This window comes from Vibrio sp. TH_r3 (genome assembly GCF_033101115.1).
Taxonomy (GTDB): Bacteria; Pseudomonadota; Gammaproteobacteria; order Enterobacterales; family Vibrionaceae; genus Vibrio.
On sequence record NZ_JAWMPW010000001.1, the window covers coordinates 292,720 to 310,098 of the forward strand.

15 protein-coding genes are annotated in these 17,379 nt (G+C 39.5%); 6 read left to right on the forward strand and 9 right to left on the reverse strand.

From position 1 onward, the window contains the following. Position 1: 1 nt before the first annotated feature. The gene (gene lolD, locus R3X26_RS01270; RefSeq protein ID WP_411572373.1) at positions 2–721 is read right to left on the reverse strand and encodes a lipoprotein-releasing ABC transporter ATP-binding protein LolD; all 720 of its coding nucleotides are present in this window, start codon (positions 719–721) and stop codon (positions 2–4) included. Between the two features lie 228 nt (positions 722–949). On the opposite strand from lolD, the gene R3X26_RS01275 reads away from it, so the two are divergent. Continuing rightward, positions 950–1,879 carry a TAXI family TRAP transporter solute-binding subunit gene (locus R3X26_RS01275; protein ID WP_317715536.1) on the forward strand — a complete coding sequence of 310 codons (930 nt, stop codon included), beginning with the start codon at positions 950–952 and terminating at the stop codon, positions 1,877–1,879. A 113-nt stretch (positions 1,880–1,992) separates the two neighbouring features. After that, positions 1,993–3,882, forward strand: a complete 1,890-nt coding sequence (locus R3X26_RS01280; RefSeq protein WP_317715304.1) for a TRAP transporter fused permease subunit — start codon at positions 1,993–1,995, stop codon at positions 3,880–3,882. Positions 3,883–3,965: 83 nt separating this feature from the next. On the opposite strand, the gene lolC is transcribed toward R3X26_RS01280, so the two are convergent. After that, the gene (gene lolC / locus R3X26_RS01285) at positions 3,966–5,174 is read right to left on the reverse strand and encodes a lipoprotein-releasing ABC transporter permease subunit LolC (protein WP_317715305.1); all 1,209 of its coding nucleotides are present in this window, start codon (positions 5,172–5,174) and stop codon (positions 3,966–3,968) included. Between the two features lie 197 nt (positions 5,175–5,371). Between lolC and R3X26_RS01290 the strand changes: the two genes are divergently transcribed. The 4 genes from R3X26_RS01290 to R3X26_RS01305 all read left to right on the forward strand — a co-directional run bounded on the left by R3X26_RS01290 (position 5,372) and on the right by R3X26_RS01305 (position 10,829). Beyond that, positions 5,372–5,941 (forward strand): PilZ domain-containing protein, encoded by a 570-nt coding sequence (locus tag R3X26_RS01290; protein WP_317715306.1) that lies wholly within the window; start codon positions 5,372–5,374, stop codon positions 5,939–5,941. A gap of 2 nt (positions 5,942–5,943) precedes the next feature. Then, on the forward strand, positions 5,944–9,411 hold the full coding sequence (gene mfd / locus R3X26_RS01295; RefSeq protein ID WP_317715307.1) for a transcription-repair coupling factor: 3,468 nt from the start codon (positions 5,944–5,946) through the stop codon (positions 9,409–9,411). 66 nt (positions 9,412–9,477) lie between these two features. Further along, a complete protein-coding gene (locus R3X26_RS01300; protein WP_317715308.1) occupies positions 9,478–10,233 on the forward strand; it encodes a peptidoglycan binding protein CsiV in 756 nt (251 codons plus the stop codon). A 56-nt stretch (positions 10,234–10,289) separates the two neighbouring features. Further along, a complete protein-coding gene (locus tag R3X26_RS01305; RefSeq protein WP_317715537.1) occupies positions 10,290–10,829 on the forward strand; it encodes a GNAT family protein in 540 nt (179 codons plus the stop codon). A 123-nt stretch (positions 10,830–10,952) separates the two neighbouring features. Here the strand turns inward: R3X26_RS01305 and R3X26_RS01310 are convergent, their stop codons facing one another. The 7 genes from R3X26_RS01310 to hinT form a co-directional block, all read right to left on the reverse strand. Continuing rightward, a complete protein-coding gene (locus R3X26_RS01310; RefSeq protein WP_317715309.1) occupies positions 10,953–12,239 on the reverse strand; it encodes an NAD(P)/FAD-dependent oxidoreductase in 1,287 nt (428 codons plus the stop codon). 677 nt (positions 12,240–12,916) lie between these two features. Beyond that, entirely contained in the window at positions 12,917–13,456 is a 540-nt protein-coding gene (gene ycfP, locus R3X26_RS01315) for an alpha/beta hydrolase YcfP (protein ID WP_317715310.1), read from the reverse strand. Between the two features lie 109 nt (positions 13,457–13,565). Continuing rightward, entirely contained in the window at positions 13,566–14,405 is an 840-nt protein-coding gene (locus R3X26_RS01320) for a phosphotransferase (RefSeq protein WP_317715311.1), read from the reverse strand. Positions 14,406–14,582: 177 nt separating this feature from the next. Then, positions 14,583–15,173: a penicillin-binding protein activator LpoB gene (gene lpoB / locus R3X26_RS01325; RefSeq protein ID WP_317715312.1), complete on the reverse strand. Its 591-nt coding sequence runs from the start codon at positions 15,171–15,173 to the stop codon at positions 14,583–14,585. Positions 15,174–15,182: 9 nt separating this feature from the next. Then, positions 15,183–15,572 carry a YcfL family protein gene (locus tag R3X26_RS01330; RefSeq protein WP_317715313.1) on the reverse strand — a complete coding sequence of 130 codons (390 nt, stop codon included), beginning with the start codon at positions 15,570–15,572 and terminating at the stop codon, positions 15,183–15,185. Beyond that, positions 15,572–16,966, reverse strand: a complete 1,395-nt coding sequence (locus R3X26_RS01335; protein WP_317715314.1) for a hypothetical protein — start codon at positions 16,964–16,966, stop codon at positions 15,572–15,574. The genes R3X26_RS01330 and R3X26_RS01335 overlap by 1 nt, the downstream gene beginning before the upstream one ends. Before the next feature lie 51 nt (positions 16,967–17,017). Then, positions 17,018–17,368: a purine nucleoside phosphoramidase gene (hinT, locus tag R3X26_RS01340; protein WP_317715315.1), complete on the reverse strand. Its 351-nt coding sequence runs from the start codon at positions 17,366–17,368 to the stop codon at positions 17,018–17,020. Positions 17,369–17,379: the final 11 nt, after the last annotated feature.

Sequence of the window (17,379 nt, forward strand, 5' to 3'; positions counted from 1 at the left end):
ATCAAACCTCCGATGTATTCATAGTCTGAGCAGTATTGGTTAACAAACCATCTTTCATATGAAGCTGTTTATCCATTTTTCCGGCCAATTCGCCATCATGCGTAACCACTAAAAAAGCAGTCCCTGATTCACGGTTTAACTGACGCATTAAATCATAAATTGATAGAGCAGTAGCGTGGTCTAAATTACCAGTTGGTTCATCCGCTAGTACTAAGTTTGGCTTGTTAACTAAGGCTCGAGCGATTGCTACTCGTTGCCTTTCTCCGCCAGAAAGTTCAGATGGTCTGTGTTCAACGCGATGTGACAAGCCTACTTTAGCCAGTAGCTCGGCAGCTTGCTGTTTGGCTATATTTGCTGATTCGCCAGCAATTAATAACGGCATAGCTACATTTTCCAGAGCTGAAAAATCAGCGAGAAGATGATGAAATTGATAAACAAAACCAATATGTTGATTTCTGACTTTTGCTTGTTTATTCGCACTGAGGCTAGCCAAATTTTGTCCTAAGAATTCAACCGTACCTCGAGTTGCATCGTCAAGCGCACCTAAAATATGCAATAGAGTACTTTTTCCGGAACCCGATGTACCAATAATAGAAACAAGCTCAGCGTGCTGCATTGAAAAACTGACGCCTTTTAAAACTTCAGTCTCCATCGCGCCTTCTCGGTATATCTTACTAATTGATTCGCATTTTAATAGGTAATTCACATCTAGAGCAGCCATATATGACCAAGTTAAAACAAAGTGTTATAAATAATGATAGCACGGATAGACTGACCAATTATAGATATTCTGCGAGGCGTTTTGATATATAAAGACGCTTGAATACACAAAACTTGCACCTATGTAAATGCTGGTATATAGACTAAAGTGTTATAAGTTAAATGGTTGAATCCAGTCTATTCTCTGCTCTCAATCATTCGTTATTGATACAAAAGGAAATGTAACATGATGGCAATTAATAAAAAGCTTCTAACGCTTGTCGCTTCAGGAATACTCTCGTTCTCTGCTTTTGCTGAAAATTATACAATTGGTACTGGCAGTCAAAGCGGCACTTACTATCCATTAGGAGGGACATTAGCCAAAGTTTGGGGCGAAACTCTTCCTGATTTCAATATGAGAGCGGAAGTTACCGCAGGTTCCGTAGAAAACAGCATAAAAGTTGCCACATCTAAACAGTTAGCAGGGATCGCGATGGGTAGCGTAGTGGAAAAAGCCCACCAAGGTATTAAGCCTTTCCCACGCAAAATGGATGTTGCTGTTATCTCTGCATTATATCCAAACGTAGTGCACTTCATGGTGCCCGCTGATTCAGACATTACCAATATTGAAGATCTAAAAGGTAAAAAAGTATCACTGGGTGCGCCAGGCTCAGGTACTCGAACCAGTGCTATCGGTATTTTATCTGTTTTAGGCATCGATGAAAGTGACTTAAAATCTCAAAGTTTAAACTACACGGCTACGACCTCTGCATTAGCCAATGGACAAATTGATGCTGGAGTTATTGTTGGTAGTTTAGGTGTGGGTGCGGTGACAGAATTGGCACTCACTCGTGATATTAAAATGATCTCTTTTACACCAGATCAACTTGCGGCAATAGCTAAAGAGATCCCATCTTTCCAACCGTTAGAAATCCCTGCTAATAGCTACAATAATGTTCCTAAATTTAATACTCCAGCAGTATGGAACGTATTAGTTGTAAACAAAAACACTGATGAAGACCTGATCTATAAAATGACCAAATCTATGTTCGAAAATATAGATCAAATACGCCAAGCTATCAAAGTAACGCAGTATACAACGCTAGAAAACATGCATAAGCTTAGCGGTGTACCGATTCATGCTGGTGCACAAAAATATTTCGACGAACAGTCGAAATAAACCGATACCCGACCTATATGACTATCCACTTATTAGCATGAAATATGACTGAGTAGATACACTATAGGTCTAACATCTGGTTTAAAATAAGTATAAAAAGAGTGGAGTATTTTATGCGACAAGCTTTATCCATTCAGCAGTTTCTGGTCGAATCATCCATAAAAATAGCCGCTATTGCGGCTATCGCCTTGTCTGTATTTCAGATTTGGCAGGGAATAACTGCTGATATATCTGCACCAATATTTCGTCCCATACACCTTAGCTGGGTGATTATTCTAGTGTTTCTCTCTCACCCAATCGTATCCAAACAATATAGTCCTTTACTATATTTAATTGGTCGAATTATCGACTTAACCTGTTGCGTTCTCGCATTTTGGGCCACATGGCGTATTGCATCCTTTGACTACGATGACATTACCTTTTTACTAGACGGGATCATCGGTTATGACAAATTAGCCGGATGCATCATTATCGTACTACTGTTAGAAGCCACTCGGCGTACCGTTGGGCTAATTATGGTAGCAATTGCGTTAATCTTTCTCGCCTACGCTATGTTTGGTAATTATTTACCAGATCAAATCGCGAGCAACGGGTTTCCGTTAGAAGATATTATTCGTTTCCATATTTATTCGACTAATGGAGTCTATGGTGCACCGCTAGCGATTGCCGCTGGGGTGGTCTTTATCTTTGTGTTATTCGGTGCTTTTTTGCAAGTAACAGGAGCGGGAAAGTTCTTTATTGATAGTGCATTTTCTATTGCCGGAAAATATAGAGGCGGCCCAGCTAAAGCCAGTGTCATTTCATCGGCAGCATTAGGCTCAATATCTGGCTCGGCTATTGCTAATACAGTCACAACTGGCTCGCTCACCATTCCAATGATGAAAAAGCTAGGCTACAAACCAGAGCAAGCCGCAGGTATAGAAGCAGCAGCATCGACTGGAGGGCAAATAATGCCGCCTGTAATGGGCGCTGGTGCATTTGTTATGGCGCAGTTCACTGGGATTCCATACAGCGAAATACTGTTGGTATCAATCATGCCAGCCATTCTTTACTTCGCTTGTACTCTACTCTACGTGCATATTATGGCTTGTAAACTTGGCTTAAAAGGCATGGACAGTGTAGAACAGATTAAGGTCGTTCTTGAGCGAGGGTGGCACTTTCTTGTTCCATTAGTATTAATCACCGCATTATTATTAATGAGTTATTCACCAGTACTAGTTGGTATTTCAGGCTGTGCTGCCATTTTATTAGCATCACTGTGCAGAAAACATAGCCGCATAAATTTGGCATTATTCTTTGAAGGAATGAAAGAAGGTGCTTTATTAGCATTACCAATATCACTAGCGTGTGGAACGGCGGGTATCGTGGTAGGTGTGGTCGGGCAAACTGGTATCGGACTACAATTTACCCAATTCCTTATTGCTCTTTCTGGCGGTCATTTATTTGCTGCTTTGGCGTTAATAGCCTTAGCTGCAGTAATATTAGGCATGGGGTTACCCGTTACTGCGGCTTACATTGTATTGTCAATAATGGCAGTCCCTACTCTACTTGATTTTGGTGTTGGCTTATTGGCAGCGCATATGATTGTATTTTGGTTATCCCAAACATCTAACGTCACCCCTCCTATCGCATTAGCCGCATTCGCAGGAGCTGGGATAGCTAAGGCTTCACCAATGAAGTCAGCCGTTCAAGCATTCAAACTGGCACAAGGCTTCTTCTTGATTCCATTGATGATGGCGTTTTCTGGCTTGATTTTCGATAGTAGCCAAATACCAGACTTCGCACTCGCAACCATTTACACCATAGCATTAGTCGTTGCATTTGCTGGTAGTATCGAAGGTTACTTTGCCGATTATCTGTCAACACTAGAACGACTCATATGGCTTGCTTTGGCGGTAGGAATCACCTTTGGCACCACTATTATTTCATTTGCTTGTATTGGAGCATTATGTCTTGCCATTATGATCAACGTGCGTAAATCTAAATTGGCCGTTGCACATTAACTGTCGGCTACAGGGTAAAAAAACCAAACAGCGTTATGAATAGATCATGCATAGCGCTGTTTGTAATTTGTTCTTATTCACTACTACTCATACCGTAACGCTTCTGCGGGCTTAACTGACGACGCCTTATAAGAAGGGTAAAGCGTTGCCAATAAACTCAATAAAATTGCCGATATAAGAACAATGACTATTTGAATTGGTTCTATACTAATAGGTAATTGGGCACCGGTCGAAAATAACGTGACACCCGCAGTACTAAGAATAGAGTTCAAATTACTTGCCAGTAACATACCTAATCCACCACCAACTAATGCCCCTATTACACCACTACTCGCACCTTGCACCATAAACACAGCTAAAATTTGCTTGTTTGTCATACCTTGAGTTTTCAAAATTGCCACTTCAGATTGCTTTTCCATCACTACCATAATCAGAGCGGATATAATATTAAATGCAGCCACACCAATAATTAATCCAAGCATCAATCCCATCATATTTTTTTCCATTCTTACTGCTTGAAAAAGCTCACCTCTTTGCTCTCTCCAATCACTCCAAAACCAGCCATCAGGAAGTGAAGTTGTCGATAACTCAGACACAATAAACGGGTCATCAAAAAACAACCGCCATCCAGACATAGTCTCCGAGTTATATTTCATCAAGCGTCCAACATCTTCGATATGCCCAATTATTAACTGACTATCAACATCAGAACCAGTATTAAACATCCCTGCTACGGTAAAATTACGTTGACTAGGAATCCGTCCTAAAGGAGTGAACTGGCTAGCACTGGTCACCATCAGGCGCACTTTATCACCGATGGATACTTTCATGTTCCTTGCTAGCGTATGCCCTAAAAAGATTTTATAGTCGCCAGCTTGTAAATTCTCTAGTTTTCCACCCATTAGATAATTTGCAATTGGATCATTATCTAGTGGCATAATTCCAAGCAATATACCAGCAGACAGTTGAGCGGGACTTTGAATGACCGCCTCACTCCGAACTAACGGTGCGATATGTTGTACTTGTGAAATTGCTGACAAAAACTCCGGTGGAGAAGAACTATACTGCGTTTTTTCCTTATCTTGATGAACAACCGCTTGTGGAAGAACACCTAAAATACGGCTTTTAAGCTGTGATTCAAATCCATTCATTACCGAAAGAACAGTAACCAGAGACATAACACCAATCGTAATACCGACAGTAGACATAATAGAGACAAAGCGACTAAAACGATCCCCCGACCGACCCCTAAGGTAACGCAAACCGATAAATACTGAGACAGGATGAAACATGGATAACACACCAAGTATTGAGAATGAGATTAATGTAACGATTATTTGTCTCAGTTTATAGCGGAAAGTGCTAGAAATAGAGTACAAAGTGATAGAAATAAACAAAAAGTAAAAAATTCTGTAATGAATGGTTAGCATTCCTTGCTATGTTGCCAGACATGACGATAATCAAAAGGTTACCAAAAAGGAATCAAGGCATGGATCATCAAGAATTTTTCACAGTCCACCATAAACTGACAGCGAATGTCGAACCTTTGGAAAGCGGTTTTATTTTGCCTAGCCAAAATGAGTTTATTTCGGAAGTTCCTGCACCGTTTATTGTTGCTAGTGAATTTAGTCAACTGGACAGTTTGACTGAAAGCGCCATGAACGAATTAAAAAATAGTGACTTCAAACATGTTGTTCAATTGCTTGATCATCAAAATGGCAAGCTAAATTTACTGCTTACGTTTATGCTTGCGCAGCAAGATAAAGAAGAATTTCGTTGCTACACCAGCAGTTTTGGTGCCAGCCAGTTTAGCTATAAAAGTAATACAACCTTAGCGACGGCTTCATTGGTAAGAGTAAAACTTTTCTTAGATCATCCTCCTGCTGCAATATATTGCTATGCTAAAGTTATCGAGTGTGAAGAACTAGAACAAGGTTACCAAATCACTTTAACCTATCAACGACTTCGAGATATAGACCAAGATCTACTAATAAAAGCAGCTCTGTATCAACAACAGAAACTATTACGTCAACGTTCAATAGACCGCCAAAATAAATAACCATGTCGAATAATAAATCACTATTTTCCATTGTCTCCCCGAGTAAAGCAGGAGACAAAAAGTATCTAGGCAACCTAATAGGTGGCTCTCTACCTTTAGCTATATCAGAAATGGCTCAGCAGCATAATGGCCACACATTGCTGATTGTCCCTGATCCGCAACTAGCATTAAAGTTACTGGCTGAATTAGAGCAATTTTACCCTTCACAAGTAAGTCTTTTCCCTGATTGGGAAACGTTGCCTTATGATAATTTCTCTCCTCACCAAGAGATTATATCCGAACGTATAGCAAAACTTTTCCAACTGCCCACCCAGTCAAACGGCATCACTATTGTTCCGGTAAGTACATTACTTCAAAGGCAATCTCCACGAGATTTCCTAATGCAACACACATTAATGGTCAAAACTGGTGATCTTTATTCGTTAGACAAACTCCGTATTCAACTTGAAAAATCAGGTTATCGAAATGTCGACCAAGTATTCGGTCCCGGTGAATATGCTAACCGAGGCTCAATCATCGATCTTTTCCCAATGGGCAGTAACGATCCGTATAGAATCGACTTCTTTGATGATGAAATTGATACCATCCGTACTTTTGATCCTGAAACACAACGTACAATTGAAACCATAGATAATATTCGTTTATTACCAGCACACGAATTTCCGACATCTAAACAAGCGATTGAAGAGTTTAGAGGGCGCTGGAGACAGAAGTTTGAAGCCAGACGCGAGCCTGAGTCCATTTACATGCAAGTAACTAAAGGCACGTGGCCTGCCGGTATTGAATATTGGCAACCTCTGTTTTTCGATCATACAGAAACGTTATTTGACTATATTTCTGAGCAAACATTACTTATTAATGTTGGCGATATTGAAGGGGCTATCGATACGTTTTTGGCTGACGTAGACTACCGATATGAACAAAGAAAAATAGATCCATTACGTCCACTACTCGAACCACGAGACTTATGGTTAAAAAAAGACGAGCTTTATTCTCACTTCAAACAAAAACCAGTCGCACAACTTTCGATAGAAAAAATTCAAACTCGAGCAGGAAGAACTAACTCTGACATTGAATCATTACCAGAGCTGCACGCTAAACAACAAAATAAAGAACCTTTAGCTGCTCTGCGACAATTTAGTGAAAGCTATGATGGCCAAATCGTTTTTTCTGTTGAGTCAGAAGGACGCAGAGAAGCACTTTTAGAACTGTTGCAAAGAATTAAGCTCAGACCAATTGAAATGGGGTCACTAACTGAAGCCCTTAGCAGTGATCAAAAGTACACAATGGTCATTGGTCTAACCGAACATGGTTTTGTGCATAACGCTCCCAACTTTGCTTTTATTTGCGAAAGTGACCTATTAGGTGACAGAGTCATTCAACGACGCCGTAAAGATCGCAAAACCGTCAACAGTGATACTGTTGTTCGCCACTTAGCCGAACTAAAAGAAGGGCAGCCTGTTGTACATATTGATCATGGTATTGGTCGCTATATTGGCTTACAAACGCTAGAGGCTGGTGGATTAAAAACCGAATATGTCACGTTAGAATATCTCAATGACGCCAAATTATATGTACCTGTCGCGTCTTTAAATCTCATTAGTCGCTATTCTGGTGGCGCAGAAGATAGCGCACCAATTAGCAAACTCGGCAGTGAAACGTGGGCCAAGGCTCGTCGACGAGCGGCAGAAAAAGTTCGTGATGTAGCAGCGGAACTATTGGACGTCTATGCAAAAAGAGAACTCAAACCCGGTTATAAGTTTAAGCTAGACCGAGGGCAATATGCGACGTTCACCTCAACATTCCCATTTGAAGAGACAGAAGACCAAGCAACCGCTATTAACGCTGTAATGTCAGATATGTGCCAACCAAAAGCAATGGATAGATTAGTTTGCGGCGATGTTGGTTTTGGTAAAACAGAAGTCGCTATGCGTGCTGCTTTTGTTTGCACAGATAATGAAAAACAAGTTGCCGTGCTTGTCCCGACTACATTGTTAGCACAGCAACATTTTGAAAACTTCCGTGATAGATTTGCGAATTTGCCTATTCGAGTCGAAGTACTTTCTCGCTTTAAGTCCGCTAAAGAACAAAAACAAATTCTTAGTGATGCTGCAGATGGAAAAGTTGATATTCTGATCGGCACCCACAAACTTCTGCAAGATAGCATCACTTTTAAAGATTTAGGCTTGCTTATTGTCGATGAAGAGCATCGGTTTGGAGTTCGACAAAAAGAAAAAGTAAAAGCGATGCGTGCCGACGTTGATATTTTAACCTTAACGGCAACCCCTATTCCTCGTACCCTCAATATGGCAATGAGCGGCATGCGAGATCTGTCGATTATTGCAACGCCACCCGCACGCCGCTTAGCGATTAAAACGTTTGTACGACAAAGCGAAGATAGTGTTACACGCGAAGCGGTATTACGTGAAATTATGCGCGGAGGACAAGTTTACTTCTTACATAATCAAGTAGAAACAATTGATAAAGTGGCAGAAGATCTGGCTAAATTAATACCAGAGGCCAGAATCGTCACCGCTCACGGACAAATGCGTGAACGCGAACTTGAACGTATAATGAACGACTTCTACCATCAACGCTTTAATTTGCTAGTCTGTACAACCATTATTGAAACCGGTATTGATGTACCAACGGCAAATACCATCATAATGGATAGAGCCGATAAACTTGGTCTAGCACAGCTTCATCAATTACGTGGTCGTGTTGGTCGGTCACACCATCAAGCTTACGCTTACTTACTCACCCCTCATCCGAAAGCCATGTCCAAAGATGCCATAAAGCGTCTTGATGCTATTGCCTCATTGGAAGATCTCGGAGCAGGCTTCACCCTTGCGACTCATGATCTTGAAATACGCGGCGCAGGCGAACTTCTGGGTGATGAACAGAGTGGCCAGATACAATCTGTCGGCTTTACTCTATACATGGAAATGTTAGAACAAGCCGTAGAAGCATTAAAAGAAGGCAAAGAACCTTCATTAGATGACTTATTGAAAGAACAAACTGAAGTAGAATTAAGGTTACCAGCATTACTTCCTAACGATTATATTATGGATGTAAACACTCGCTTGTCCATGTACAAACGAATTGCCAGCGTGAAAGATCATAATCAACTGATGGAGATGAAAGTCGAGCTTATTGACCGTTTTGGTTCTTTACCGGACGCTGCTAAGAATCTACTATCTGTTAACGAAGTGAAACTTAACGCTGCCGCTATTAATATTAAAAAGATCGAAGCACATGATAAAGGTGGCTATATTGAGTTTTACCCTAATGCTGACATTAACCCAATGTTTTTAGTTAAACTGTTACAAGGACACTCACAAAAATATAGTATGGAAGGACCGACAAAACTAAAATTTGCAGTCCCTTTAACGGATAAGCGTGAAAGAATTCGCTTTATATCTGATTTGCTTGAACAATTTCAACAAAATAGAATGCCTAAAAGCGCTTGATAGTTATAATATCAAACGTACAAGAAAGATATGCTCACGTAACCGAACCAATTTTGTGGAGTCAAAATGAAAAAACTGGTCACTATATTGCTCTTATTGATCTCTTTACCTGCGGCAGCGCGGCAGTTTGATATAGAGCTGATTATTTTCAAACGATTAGTCGACCCAGAACAACAAAGTGAATCATGGCCAAACCATTTACCGCCTATTGACTTTTCTAACGTTGGCTCTTTTGAAGATACTGCATACAAACAAAGCAAAGGTGTCTCAGTTCGTAACAGTTACCAATTGTCAAACCAAGTTACTAGGCTAAACAAACACGCAGGCTACCAAGTGCTAATGCACAAAGTATGGCGTCAAGGTGATCAAGGTAAAGCCTATGCACCCAAATTCCATATCCGAGCAGGTAAAGATTACTCTACTTCCTTCAATACCGATGGAAGTGAGAAGCGCAATGTATCAAATAGCGACCTTGGTGAGTTTAATGAACTAACTATCGATAGCCCATTGTATGAGTTAGATGGTGAGCTTCAAGTCTACGTTCAACATTATCTTTTTCTGGAAACCACTTTGGATTTAAAAGCACCAGGAACCAGAGATGTAGTGGTTGAAAGCCTAGAACAAGATATTGTTGTTAGTTCGCCAGAAACAGACGATACGGTACAATTTGGTGAAATGAAACAGATAACGCCTATCGTTCAACAAGAAAAATTTCTTAAAAGCTATCGAATGAAACAAAAACGACGTATGAGAAGCAGTGAGACCCATTACCTAGATCATCCATTGCTAGGTATTATTGTTCAAGTACGAAAAGTGCAATAGATCTATAAATGAAAGTGCCAAAAAGGCGCTTTCATTTATTCAAAGATAACTCGATAATGACACCAGATACTGAAATATTAACCAAGCGGTTGCATTTAAAAATACTACGCCAGCAAGACAGTTATATCTTATCCAAACGCATTTCTCACTCAATCTCTTTACATCAATGGATGGACTGGTGTCATTGCCAATTTAACGAATATGATGCGCAAGAGTTTATTCGAGCCAATCGTCTAAATTGGAGTAAAGGTTTATCCTATGGTTTTGGTGTATTTGCTCGAGAAAACCACTTATTTGTCGGCATGGTAGCAATCACAGAGATTCATCTGATATCCAACTCCGCTACGTTAGGTTATTGGATTGCTGATGATTACCAGCGAAATGGCTTTGCCAAAGAGGCACTGGATGCATTAATCACGTTCAGTTTTGAAAGGCTACAATTAACCCGACTAGAGATAGTGTGTCATCCGGATAACATCGCTAGTCATAACGTTGCATTAAGTTGTGGCGCTTATAAGGAAGGTCTGTCAAGAAACCGTTTTATTCACCATAATATGGCAAAGGATGGCTTGGTTTTTTCTGTGATTCCTGACTAAAACCATTTGTATTTGTATAAACAAATAATTCTGGCTTACTACTCTCTCTTTCTGATCAAAAATAACCTCTTTAGAGTGCAAAAAAAGCCACGCTTTAAGCATGGCTTAATAATCATTACTTCATTAATGAAGTTTAAGATTGGGTCTAAGTACTCTATTAATCCGACCAACCAACATCATCAATGCCGTTTTGACCATACCATGCAGAGCCATTTGATGCATACGATATAAAGAAATATATACGACACGAGCAATACGCCCTTCTATCATCATCGAACCTTTAGTTAAATTACCCATTAAACTACCAACAGTAGAAAAACGACTTAATGAAACCAAAGAGCCATGATCCTTATAAACATAAGGCTTAAGCGTTTTACCATTCAACTTAGCCATAATATTCGAATACACTTGGCTAGCCATTTGATGAGCAGCTTGTGCTCTTGGTGGAACAAAAGAACCATCAGCCTGAGTACATTGCGCTAGGTCACCGATAGCAAAAATATTTTCGTCGCGCGTCGTTTGCAAAGTATCTGTCACCACGAGTTGATTGATGCGGTTAGTTTCTAAACCTGCGATATCTTTAATAAAATCTGGCGCTTTGATTCCAGCAGCCCAAACCATAATATGTGCATGAATTTTTTCACCATCTTTCGTGGTCAGCCCATCAGCTTCTGCTTTAGTCACCATTGTTGCAGTTCTTACTGTAACACCAAGCTTAGTCAACTCTTGATGAGCAGAAGATGAGATTCTTGGTGGTAACGCTGGTAAAATACGTTCGCCGGCTTCAACTAAATTTACATTCAATCGACTTGAATCTAAATCACCGAATCCATACGTTCTCAATTCTTTGATAGCATTATGCAACTCAGCAGATAACTCAACACCTGTTGCTCCTGCCCCGACAATAGCAATATCAACCGTACCTTCACCCTTTGCATGCAATCTTAAGAACTCGTTGTTCATTTGAGTACGGAAGCGGTGAGCTTGCTCAGGACTATCTAAGAATATGCAATTCTCTCTCACTCCTGGCGTATTAAAGTCATTAGATGTTGACCCAATAGCCATCACCAATATGTCGTACTCCAGTTCTCGCTGAGGGATAAGAATTTCACCATTCTCATCTTTTAGATCCGCTAACGTAATGACTTTACGTTCACGATCAATATTTTCCAAACTACCTAGACGAAAATCAAAATAATGATTCTTTGCATGGGCGCGATAACTAATGGCATCGACACCTTCATCAAGTGATCCCGTCGCCACTTCGTGCAACAAAGGTTTCCATAAATGGCTACCTTTTCTATCTACTAGCATTATTTCAGCTTTATTCTTGCGTCCAAGTTTGTTTCCAAGTTTGGTCGCTAACTCCAACCCGCCAGCACCACCGCCGACAACAATAATTCGAGTCATGTAAGCACTCCTGTAAATTAAAAATATAAATAACCTGAATATATTCAAGTTATGGGATTCTGTATGCCGTCCACGTTGGGTTGGTTTTATTTGTATGATGAATATTCGGTAAGCTTCTATATTTTATGCTCACTCTTTTATTTGACTTATTTTTATTGATATACATCAAGAAAAAATAATAGCTGCATTATATATCGGTCATAATTGACCGCAAGATTTTTTTGCATTAGATCACATTTTCACCTGTTTTAGTTAACATAAAACACTCAATTGTAACAACAAAATTCGCATCTTAATTAAATAACACCTGCGCTAAAAATTTTAAGAATTTACATGTTAACGGGACAGGCACCAATTATGATGTAACAAGTACAAACGCTAAGCTTTAAAGGAAAAATAAAAGGTCAGACACTAGTAAAAGGGACAGGCACCAAAAGTAATGATTTGGGCTTAACAACTAAAGGGACAGGCTCTCAACTAAAGGGACAGGCTCTAATAAATTAAAAATGATGATAGGTGCGCATTTAAGTAATGGCTACTAGATCGAATTCATATTAAATTGTAGCTACGATATTTAATATTATTGTACTACTTAATAAAATCTAATTGCACATATAAAAACAGCCTCATATTAGAGGCTATTTTTATAATATTATTTATATAATAACGATTATTACCTAAGATTGTTTAAAGGCTTTAATTGCTTGTAAATGTTGGGAGATTTTTTTAAATTTATGCTCTTGAGTTTCATCCCAAATAATATCGTAATAATCTTTTAAGGCGTCTGCCGTTGCTTCACTATTTAGTAATTCATCTGATTTAGAAAGAATAACCAAACAACGATTTTTATTTTTTATACGGTATTTTTCGACGCATTTAGTCGCAATATCATCATATTCTTCAGGACGGTCTATTTTCCCAGCCATATTGCTAGCAGGATGGAGATTCGGGTTAAAAATAACTTGTTTAATTCCACATAAAAATCCGATTCGTTCAGACCAATATCCACCGAGCCCAACACCACAGATAATTGGGTGAGGATCATCTGCCTGCTCTATCGCTTTATGTACTTCTTTTAACAGATGTGCCATGTCATGTTTAGGATGACGCGTACTGTAACTAATAAAACGAACATCTTCATCAATAAATTGGAGTTGAAGTACTTTCTCGTGATTGCCGGGACTTGTCGAATCAAAACCGTGTAAATAAATAATCATTGTACTCCCCCTTTCCTTGTCGGTTCGATGATAGATCTACTACGAATGATATTAAGTTTAGTCATTTTTTATATAAAAAACCACTAAAATCAAAGGGTAAATCAATTATCTATAACGACGTTTCAATTTTCATTGCTTGGTTTAAATAGTTTACATCTTGCCAAAGCTGATAGCCAATTAAATACCAAAGCATCGCCATCATTTTGTTTCTCGGTATCCACAGGTCTACGCCATCTATCCAATCGTCTACTGCTCCAATTTGTCTTCTTTGACAATAACTAGCAACGCTAGTGGTTATATTGAGATCGGACAGTTCGATGGCCATGGCTAGATCCATGCGCGGGTCACCTACCGCAGCATATTCCCAATCAATGATTTTAAGACCTTGTTTTGTAGTGACAATGTTGTAACCAGCTAAATCAAAATGACACAAGACAGGATCAACAGTGGCTATTGCAGGTAATGTTCTGAACTGATTGTATATTTTCTCCCGATTAGCGGTTTTTAACTTGGGATTAAGCTTATGCCAATAACCATCGACTTTCGCGGTAAATGAGAACAACGGCAATGATTTATCATCGAGTGTTACGTCATGAATAGTACAAAGTGCTCGAATAAGTTGTGATTCTGTCAAAGACTTTTCGCCGACACTGCCCTCTATCCACTCAACCAATAAACCTTGATCACTTAGGTAAATGGGATCAGGAGCAAAATGACACTCTTTAAGCGCTTGTAATACCTGGTGCTCTTTCTGTCGAGAAACAGAAAAGTAAAACAACTGATTAGAAACCGAGCGCCAAACATATGGTACGTTGTGGTGTGAAGTGATTTTCCAACATCGATTTGTTAACCCTCCTGTTAATATTTCCGCTATTTTAGGAGGAAGATCAAAAAAGCGCTCTAGTGAAGATAACGATTCATCAAGCGATTTAGCTTCATTCCATGTCATTTTCACCAAGCGCCCTCTTATCAACAGACGTCCGTACGCTATCTGTTTTTTATTAGCTATGCATCTATTGCCAACAAACTGTTTTTTATAAGCTGCTCGTCAATAGATTATTCTTTACAGAAGATATGCTATTTATCGCTGAAAACAGCTTTGAAACGCAAATATTATGTAACTCAATTAGAATCCGAGTAAGCTTTTAGATTCATTTTTACGAATTTCAGTCTCGTCAGCCCATTCAATTAACCCTGTTTCTAAATCCATTAAACGCATGGTCATTTTGTAGTACACATCTTTATCATTGCCCGACTGTTTTACAATACTAGCTAAATTACCGTATAACATATACTGAGCACCAACCATTTTACCAAACTGAATGGCACTACTTTGATCAACTAACTCATCATTGTTTTGAAAGTTCAATTGTGTACGAACTGACTCAACACGCTCCATATCAACGAAGCGGAACTTGCCTGAATTAAGCATTTTAGTACTGACTGAATCGGTAATAGACTCTGTATCAATATGTTCGCTAGTCTTGTTGTTAATACGTTCGACGAATACGATTGGACGATCATTTTGTGTAATTGCAGCCACCGACCCCGACATCAACATGCTATCTACCATTTCTCCGGCAATTTTCTGCAAATCAGTTGAGCCAAAATCAATGGTTGTTGTTTCCGCTTCTTGTGCGTCACCATAACTTACTTTATTTGAACAACCACCTAAAATAACCGCCAGCCCAAGTAGCGCTATAACACCTTTATTCATTTTTTACCCTTACTTATTTGCTTCACGTATTTGAACACGGAATTGTTTACCATTTGGATTAATCGATACTTCAGAAATAGAGAGCGTCTCAAAGCCTCTGACAATTTTTTGCTTCCAAGCCGCTTGTTTAGTATTGACTTCTAACCCATCATCATCGTACCAATAAAAACGATATTGAATATACTGATCACCTGTATATTGGCTGGTTAAGGTAACAATACCTCGTGCATGCCCTTCCGCATCTTTCGTTGCGATGTTATCGACAAGTAACCGACCACCAAGAACGGCATCACCAAACATAACGTTTTGTGACTGACCATCAATGCTCAATCCCGCAGAATTTTTAGAGCAACCAATTAAGGCCATAGCCATGATTAGCACTACTGCTAACTTCTTCATTACAAACTCCCTAGTTGCTTATGCCAAACCGTTGCGTTTGTCCCTTGTCTTGAGATCCAAACCAATACGGTTTTGCCTTCGAATAACTCTACTTTATAAGTATTTTTACCAAACTCCAATTCATATTCACCCGGTTTTAATTGTTCTTGACTACTATAAACTGCAGCAGGTAACGTTTGCCAGCTGCGTGTATCAGGTTGCTCGGTTAACACGTTCCATACATTAACTAGTAAGTTACCAACATCATCTGCTTTCGCTGCTTCTCTGCGGACTTGTTCCTTTGCCACAACTCTTAGTGCCTGACGAAACAGAAGAGTCGGCATTCTCTCAGTCAAATCCTGTTGCGCCATTAAATTAACATCGACCAGCTGAGATTCACGTACTGGTTGACCGTTTATCTTAAGCGTAGCAAACGACTGACTAGCCTGCTTTGGATAATAAGGTAAAGAAAGGCTAAAATAAGACCAGTTACCACTGGTATAAATTGGCAAAGATTGCTTCCAACCTTGTCTAGCTGAAACAACTCCTTGCTCATCAATGACAATAATTCTGCCAGTACTTTGTTTCTGTGCTTTGTTTTGCGTAGAAACAAGCTCACCATATTGAGCCGCTAACTGGACCAAGTCATCACTCATCCCAAGTTTTCTAGCTACTCGCACAGTACTGGTGATAATTTCACGATTATCAGCCATCACTGCTAAGGCTCGTTTATAGTCAACATAGGCATTATTTAGCTCACCTGCTGTTTCATAAAGTAAGGCGGAAATAAACAGTAAATAGCCATTTTGCACTGCTTGTAATTGCTCTCCAGCATCAGGATATTGAGACAAAATAGAACCAAGGTTCGGGCTCAAACCATCATCTTTCATTTGCTGTTGCGCTGCTGCCAAATCCGCCTCTCTGGTTTTCTTCGCTTGCTCTTGCACCTGATTCGCTTTACGGACTTCGACTAATGCCCCTTCTAAAGAATTTTCTTGTAAATAATTTAGCGCCAAATACAGATGTAGAAAGCCAACTTCATAGTCTGCTGGATAGTAAGAAGTTACGTTATCATTAGCAGCTAAAGAACCGACACTTGACGCTGTTTCACTCAAAGAAACAACCGCTTGTTCTTGTTGAGTTCGAATTGCATATTCACTGCTCTCGAGAAAAGACTTGCTTTGTGGGTAATCTTGAGCAAGTAAATTAACTCGCCCCTTTTCCATATTATCCAGAATATCACCAGCAATAGAATCGGGTAAATTATCAACTGCTTGTTGGTACTGTCCAGAAAGCAGTGCCGAATAAACCTGTTGATTTTGCACACTGTAGTGGCTAAATAGATTCCCCATAGAAAGAGAAGAACAAGCCGTAACGACTGCAGATAACCCCGCAACTCTTACTAATCGAAACATTTTATTTAGCATAGGCTTACTTAGATACATGAGCTTAAATTAAACAATAACTTAACCAATTAGAAGAGGCCCTAATGGATGACCGCCAACCAAGTGCATGTGAATATGATAGACTTCTTGTCCACCATGAGCATTACAGTTCATAATAAGACGATATCCATCTTCATCGATTCCTTCGTCTTTTGCTATTTTTTTCGCCACAGTAAACATTCGCCCTAAAGTTAACTCATCTTCGTGCTCGATATCGTTAACTGTTGGAATTAACTTATTAGGAATAATAAGAATATGACTAGGCGCTCGCGGACTGATATCTCTAAACGCAGTCACTAGCTCATCTTGAAAAACAATATCTGCCGGAATTTCTTTGCGGATAATTTTGCTAAAAATGGTTTCTTCAGCCATTCTTTACTCCA

What these genes read in the sequence shown, in the direction of transcription:
- lolD (WP_411572373.1), bottom strand. Translation starts at nt 721, where the DNA reads ATGGCTGCTCTAGATGTGAATTACCTATTAAAATGCGAATCAATTAGT.
- R3X26_RS01275 (WP_317715536.1), top strand. Translation starts at nt 950, where the DNA reads ATGGCAATTAATAAAAAGCTTCTAACGCTTGTCGCTTCAGGAATACTC.
- R3X26_RS01280 (WP_317715304.1), top strand. Translation starts at nt 1,993, where the DNA reads ATGCGACAAGCTTTATCCATTCAGCAGTTTCTGGTCGAATCATCCATA.
- lolC (WP_317715305.1), bottom strand. Translation starts at nt 5,174, where the DNA reads ATGTTTCATCCTGTCTCAGTATTTATCGGTTTGCGTTACCTTAGGGGT.
- R3X26_RS01290 (WP_317715306.1), top strand. Translation starts at nt 5,372, where the DNA reads ATGGATCATCAAGAATTTTTCACAGTCCACCATAAACTGACAGCGAAT.
- mfd (WP_317715307.1), top strand. Translation starts at nt 5,944, where the DNA reads ATGTCGAATAATAAATCACTATTTTCCATTGTCTCCCCGAGTAAAGCA.
- R3X26_RS01300 (WP_317715308.1), top strand. Translation starts at nt 9,478, where the DNA reads ATGAAAAAACTGGTCACTATATTGCTCTTATTGATCTCTTTACCTGCG.
- R3X26_RS01305 (WP_317715537.1), top strand. Translation starts at nt 10,290, where the DNA reads ATGACACCAGATACTGAAATATTAACCAAGCGGTTGCATTTAAAAATA.
- R3X26_RS01310 (WP_317715309.1), bottom strand. Translation starts at nt 12,239, where the DNA reads ATGACTCGAATTATTGTTGTCGGCGGTGGTGCTGGCGGGTTGGAGTTA.
- ycfP (WP_317715310.1), bottom strand. Translation starts at nt 13,456, where the DNA reads ATGATTATTTATTTACACGGTTTTGATTCGACAAGTCCCGGCAATCAC.
- R3X26_RS01320 (WP_317715311.1), bottom strand. Translation starts at nt 14,405, where the DNA reads ATGACATGGAATGAAGCTAAATCGCTTGATGAATCGTTATCTTCACTA.
- lpoB (WP_317715312.1), bottom strand. Translation starts at nt 15,173, where the DNA reads ATGAATAAAGGTGTTATAGCGCTACTTGGGCTGGCGGTTATTTTAGGT.
- R3X26_RS01330 (WP_317715313.1), bottom strand. Translation starts at nt 15,572, where the DNA reads ATGAAGAAGTTAGCAGTAGTGCTAATCATGGCTATGGCCTTAATTGGT.
- R3X26_RS01335 (WP_317715314.1), bottom strand. Translation starts at nt 16,966, where the DNA reads ATGTTTCGATTAGTAAGAGTTGCGGGGTTATCTGCAGTCGTTACGGCT.
- hinT (WP_317715315.1), bottom strand. Translation starts at nt 17,368, where the DNA reads ATGGCTGAAGAAACCATTTTTAGCAAAATTATCCGCAAAGAAATTCCG.